The sequence below is a fragment of the Algibacter ulvanivorans genome, from assembly GCF_048381495.1.
GTDB lineage: Bacteria > Bacteroidota > Bacteroidia > Flavobacteriales > Flavobacteriaceae > Algibacter_B > Algibacter_B ulvanivorans.
This window is the reverse complement of record NZ_JBLWGD010000122.1, coordinates 1-231: the sequence shown is the minus strand read 5'-3', so window position 1 is coordinate 231 and position 231 is coordinate 1. Positions and strand designations below refer to the sequence as shown.

The window sequence follows — 231 nt, the reverse complement described above, 5'->3', positions numbered from 1 at the left end:
CCGTATAGGTGAAGTTGATTGGTTCTGTGCTATCCGTTACTGGGGTTACACTTAATGTACCGTCTGGGTTTAATGTCACCACACTACCGTCACTTAAAGTTACTGGGTTACCAACGCTGATTGGTGTGCCGTCTACTTCCGTAATCACCATGTTATTGTTATCGCCATCTGGATCGTTATCCCCATCTAATGCGTTAACTGGTACATCCGTGTTGATCGTCGCATTGCCTA

General features: G+C 45.5%; 1 protein-coding gene. It reads right to left on the bottom strand.

Annotated features, from left to right (window positions below):
* The coding region (locus ACNG5D_RS16215; protein WP_418184558.1) for a hypothetical protein at window positions 1-231 on the bottom strand (231 nt) is incomplete at both ends.